Source organism: Thermodesulfobacteriota bacterium, from assembly GCA_039028315.1.
GTDB lineage: Bacteria > Desulfobacterota_D > UBA1144 > Nemesobacterales > UBA2774 > CR02bin9.
Window position 1 is genome coordinate 1 of record JBCCIH010000178.1, and the last position, 4,941, is coordinate 4,941.

General features: G+C 40.7%; 3 protein-coding genes. All 3 read right to left on the reverse strand.

From position 1 onward, the window contains the following. On the reverse strand, nucleotides 1–2,960 hold a 2,960-nt coding region (gene mfd, locus AAF462_10045), incomplete at its 3' end, for a transcription-repair coupling factor (protein MEM7009461.1). Nucleotides 2,961–2,986: 26 nt separating this feature from the next. After that, nucleotides 2,987–4,057, reverse strand: coding sequence for a 3-isopropylmalate dehydrogenase (leuB, locus tag AAF462_10050; protein MEM7009462.1), 1,071 nt, complete (start codon nucleotides 4,055–4,057; stop codon nucleotides 2,987–2,989). Nucleotides 4,058–4,144: 87 nt separating this feature from the next. Next, the gene (locus AAF462_10055) at nucleotides 4,145–4,906 is read right to left on the reverse strand and encodes a fumarylacetoacetate hydrolase family protein (protein ID MEM7009463.1); all 762 of its coding nucleotides are present in this window, start codon (nucleotides 4,904–4,906) and stop codon (nucleotides 4,145–4,147) included. Between the last annotated feature and the right edge of the window lie 35 nt (nucleotides 4,907–4,941).

The window sequence follows — 4,941 nt, forward strand, 5'->3', positions numbered from 1 at the left end:
TCTAAATACATCTCAAGCCCAACGTCTGCTATATGACCAGACTGCTCATTGCCAAAAAGATGTCCCGCTCCCCTGATTTCTAGATCTGATAGTGCAAGTTTAAACCCCGAACCTAGTTCTTTAAACTCGGATATTACCTTCAACCTTCTCTTTGCCTCATCTGTAAGAGGCTTGGATGAAGGTATTAGCATGTATGAATAAGCCTTTTTCTCGGATCTTCCTACTCTTCCTCTTAGTTGGTATAGATCTGCCAGACCAAATGTGTGCGCCTCGTCTATTACTATAGTATTTGCTCTTGGTATATCTAGTCCCGACTCTACTATTGCAGTTGTGACTAGAATGTCTATTTGTCCGTTTATGAATCTCTCTATGGCTTCTTCAAGGGGCTTTTCCCTCATTCTCCCGTGAGTGACTTCAATTTTAGCATTTGGCGCGAGCTGCTGCACTTGGTCAGCTACCCGGTAGATGTCCTTGATGCGGTTGTGTATGAAAAACACTGCACCACCTCTTTTAATCTCTTTCGAGACGGCTTCAGAGATAATATTGCCGCTATTTTTGTAGACATAAGTTTCTATTGCCTGTCTTCCCTCAGGAGGGGTTGTGATAAGACTTATATCTCTTATTTTTGCAAGTGAAAGCTGAAGGGTTCTGGGAATAGGAGTGGCGCTTAATGAAAGCACGTCTACACCCTCTTTTAGCTTTTTCAGCTTTTCTTTTTGACCTACTCCAAATCTATGCTCTTCGTCTATAATTAAAAGACCAAGATCTTTAAACTTTATTTTGTCATTTAAAAGCTTATGAGTGCCTATAGCTATATCTATCTTTCCGTCCTCAAGACTCTGGACAATTTCTTTCTCTTGCTTGCCAACATTAAATCTTGATAAAGCTCCAATATTGATCGGATATCCTTTTAAGCGTTTTAGAGCGGTTTTATGGTGCTGATCAGCTAAGAGCGTGGTAGGAACTAAGAATGCAACCTGTTTTCCGTCCATAGAGGCTTTAAATGCGGCTCTAAGGGCAACCTCGGTCTTTCCAAAGCCTACATCGCCGCAGATTAGCCTGTCCATAGGCTTTGAGGACTCCATATCAAGCATTACATCCTCTATTGCAGCTTCCTGATCGGGAGTTTCCTCGTATCCAAACTCAAGCTCAAACTCTCTATATGTCTCGTCTCTTTGAGAATATCTAAAGCCCTTTTGCGCCTTTCTTTTGGCATAGAGCTCTAAAAGTTCGCCCGCAACGTTTTCCACAGCTTTTCTTACTTTCTTTACTCTTGTGTTCCAGCTCTGGTTTCCAAGCTTATCAATTTTGTGGGGTTTACCGTCTCCAATGTACCTCTGAACGAGCTTGAGCTTATCTACCGGTACATAAATCTTATCCCCTCCGGAATATTCGCACTGTAGAAAATCTCCTTCTGTGTCTCCTATCCTGAGCTTCTTGAGATTTCTAAATATCCCGATGCCAAACTCTACATGTACTATATAATCGCCAGGCTTTAATTCACTAAATGATGTTATAAATGCTGAGGGAACATTTTTCCCTTTTTTGTATGATGCCCGGTTTTTCTTCTCACCAAAAATGTCTTCTTCGGTAAGTATCTCAAGCTTGGCCTCATAGAGCTTAAATCCCTTGGATAGGCTCCCAACTGATGAATTCACATTCTCGTACCCTCGCTCATTTAGAAGCGAGAGGATTTTCTCTTGCTCATTTTGTGTTTTAAATGCTAAGAGCATTGAGTATCCGTGCTTTTTTGATTCATCAATCTTCTCTGATAGCGTATCTATGGGTGAGTGGTCTTGCTCGGATTGTGCAAGCGTAATTGACTCGGAGTTGAATTTGAAATGCAGCTCTTTAGTCCCGGATAATTCAAAGTCAGCAAGATTGATGGTCTGAAGCTTTTTTATGGTTTTGTTGATATAATCATCTTTGAGATAGAGCTCGTCAATTTCAGGGGCAATCTTGAGCTGCTTTTGTAATGTAGTTTCAACTTGGGCTAGATCATTTCTAAAAGTTTCTATGGCAGTTGAATTATCTTCAGGTCCGTCATCTATTATTAGTATGTCCTCTGGCAGGTAATCAAATATGCTGCCTAACTTCGAATAAAACGCCGGAAGCATCCATTCCATATTTGGAATTCTGTTCCCTTTTTCAATAGGCTCAATCATATCTAATTTAGTTCTTCCTAAAACTCCTTTTTCTTCTGCTTTTGTTCTTAAATACTCTGATGCTCGTTTTATTGTGTTCTCATTTAGAACAATAGAGCTAATTGGTAGAATCGTAGAGCTATCTATTTTGTCCGTGGTTTTCTGATCATCAACACTAAACTCTCTAATTGAACCCACTTCATCACCTATAAATTCTATTCTGATAGGCCTTGCATGACCGGAGGAGAAGACATCAATTATTGAGCCTCTTACGCTTATATCACCTCTTCCTTGAACAAAATCTGTCTGTACATAGCCGGTTTGCGCTAGTTGTTCTATAAGTTCTTCCCTGATTAAAAGATCACCTTTTTGGATATGTATTAGGAAGTTTTCAAAGTTTTTTCTAGTTATGGTTTTCTCAAACAGCGCAGATATCTCAGCTATAAGAGGTTTTCCTGAAATCGCTGAGTAGAGCCAGCTGTTTTTTTCTTTAAGCAGCTGTGATTTGGATGAGAAAACGACTTCACCAATGCTTGGTTCTTTTTTTTCTAGAACCCAAGGGGCCGAATTTAGAAAAAAGGAGAGGTTATTAACTGCAGATTCAGCTTTTCTTCTACTGGGGCATAGAAGCAGGAAGGGTCTATTTGTGAAATAGTATATTGCCGATAGGAGAAAATATTTAGAGGTGCCGCTTAATCCATGGAGGGAAACTCTATTATCACCAGCTTCTATTTTTTGTATAAGACTTTTAAAACTATCATGCTTGAATAAATACTTATATAGGTGTTCATGCTTGAAGCTCGATTTATTACTCACGGTTTACACTTAAGGCGCCACATATATTAGCTGAGTTCCCGGGCTATTTCCTCTCCCATTTGGACGCATCCAATTCTTGTTGTGCCCTCATGATATATGTCGGCGGTTCTAAAGCCTTTCTCTAAAACTCTTTCAACCGCCTGTTCAATTTCATTTGCCGCTTCGTCTAGGTTTAACGAGTACTTAAGCATCATGGCTGATGTGAGCAGCATAGCAATCGGATTTGCCAGATCCTGCCCTGCGATATCAGGTGCGCTTCCGTGAACAGGCTCGTAGATTGCCCCTTCACCTATGCTTGCTGAAGGAAGCATACCAAGAGACCCTGTTAGCTGCGCTGCCTCATCGCTGATTATATCCCCAAACATGTTTCCAGCTAAAATCACATCAAAAGTCTTGGGTCTTCTGATAAGCTGCATCACTGCGTTGTCTACATATAAATGCTCAAGCTCGATTTCGGGATATTCTGTTTCTTGTATTCTGGTTACAGTTGTTCTCCAAAACTGTTTTACCTCTAGCACGTTTGCCTTATCAATTGAGGTTAGTCTTTTATTTCTTTTCTTTGCTATATCAAATGCTACTCTTGCGATTCTCTCAATCTCTGACGTTGTATAGGCAAGAGTGTTATATGCCAAGTGCTGACCGTCGTCAAGCTCATCGATACCTCTTGGTTGCCCAAAGTAGATACCGCCCGTCAGTTCTCTTACAACCATAATGTCAACACCTTCTACCACTTCTCTTTTAAGAGTTGATGCGTCTGCTAGGGCAGGGTATACGACAGCAGGTCTTAGATTAGCAAAAGCGTCTAGCTCTTTTCTAAGAGCAAGTAGCCCACTTTCAGGCTTGTTTTCATGCGGCAGGTCTTCCCATTTAGGTCCGCCTACAGCGCCCATAAGGACTGCGTCAGATGCTTTAGCTTTGGCAATCACTTCATCCGTTATCGGAACCCCATGCTCGTCGATAGAAGCTCCGCCAAATAGTTCTCTGTCGAACTCAAATTCAATGTTGTGTTTATCGCCTATAATTTTTAGAATATCTAGGCTTACATTTGTAACCTCAACTCCTATTCCGTCTCCTGGAAGAACAAGTACTTTAGGCAAACTATTTCTCCTTTAATGCAATTTAAGTGCTTCGTATTTTACCCAGAGCAATACTTAAGGGGAAGTGTATTGAGCTCAAAAATAAATTTACTCTCCGATGTGGTTTCTAAGAATTCCAATGCCTTCTATGTGAACCTCAACAGTATCGCCTTTTTGCATAGGTCCAATTCCTGAAGGAGTACCAGTCGAAATTACATCCCCTGGAATAAGTGTCATGACATTAGAAATAAAGCTTACTAATTTTGGTACGCTGAAGATCAGCATGTTTGTGCTTGAGCTCTGTTTTATCTCATCATTTAGATATGTGGCAATATGAAGATTGTGAGGGTCAAGCTCGGTCTCTATATAGGGTCCGAAAGGTGCAAAGGTATCAAACCCCTTACCTCTGGTATATTGTCCGTCTTTAGCTGTTAGGTCTCTTGCGGTGACATCACATAGACATGTATAGCCGAAAACATGGTCTAAAGCGTCTTCTTCGCTGACCCGAACGGCTCTTTTCCCGATCACAACTGCAAGCTCTCCCTCATAATCTACTCTTTTTGACATATGCTCGGGATAAACGATTGTATCCTCGTGCCCGATTATTGCCGTGTTTGGTTTGATAAAGAGTTTTGGATCTTCGGGTACTTCGGCGTTCATCTCATCCGCATGGTCTTTGTAGTTAAGCCCGACACATACTATTTTTGTAGGCTTACAAGGGGGCAAAATTTTAACATCTTTAAGATCTAGAGTTATATCTGTAGGCATGTAATCGCCAAAGAGGTCCCACTCAATCTCTGTAATTGTTTCTCCCTGTAAAATCCCATAGCGCTCAATATTATCTTTATACTCATATCTTAGATATTTCATTTGTTCTCCTTAATTAAGGTAAAGAAATATATAGA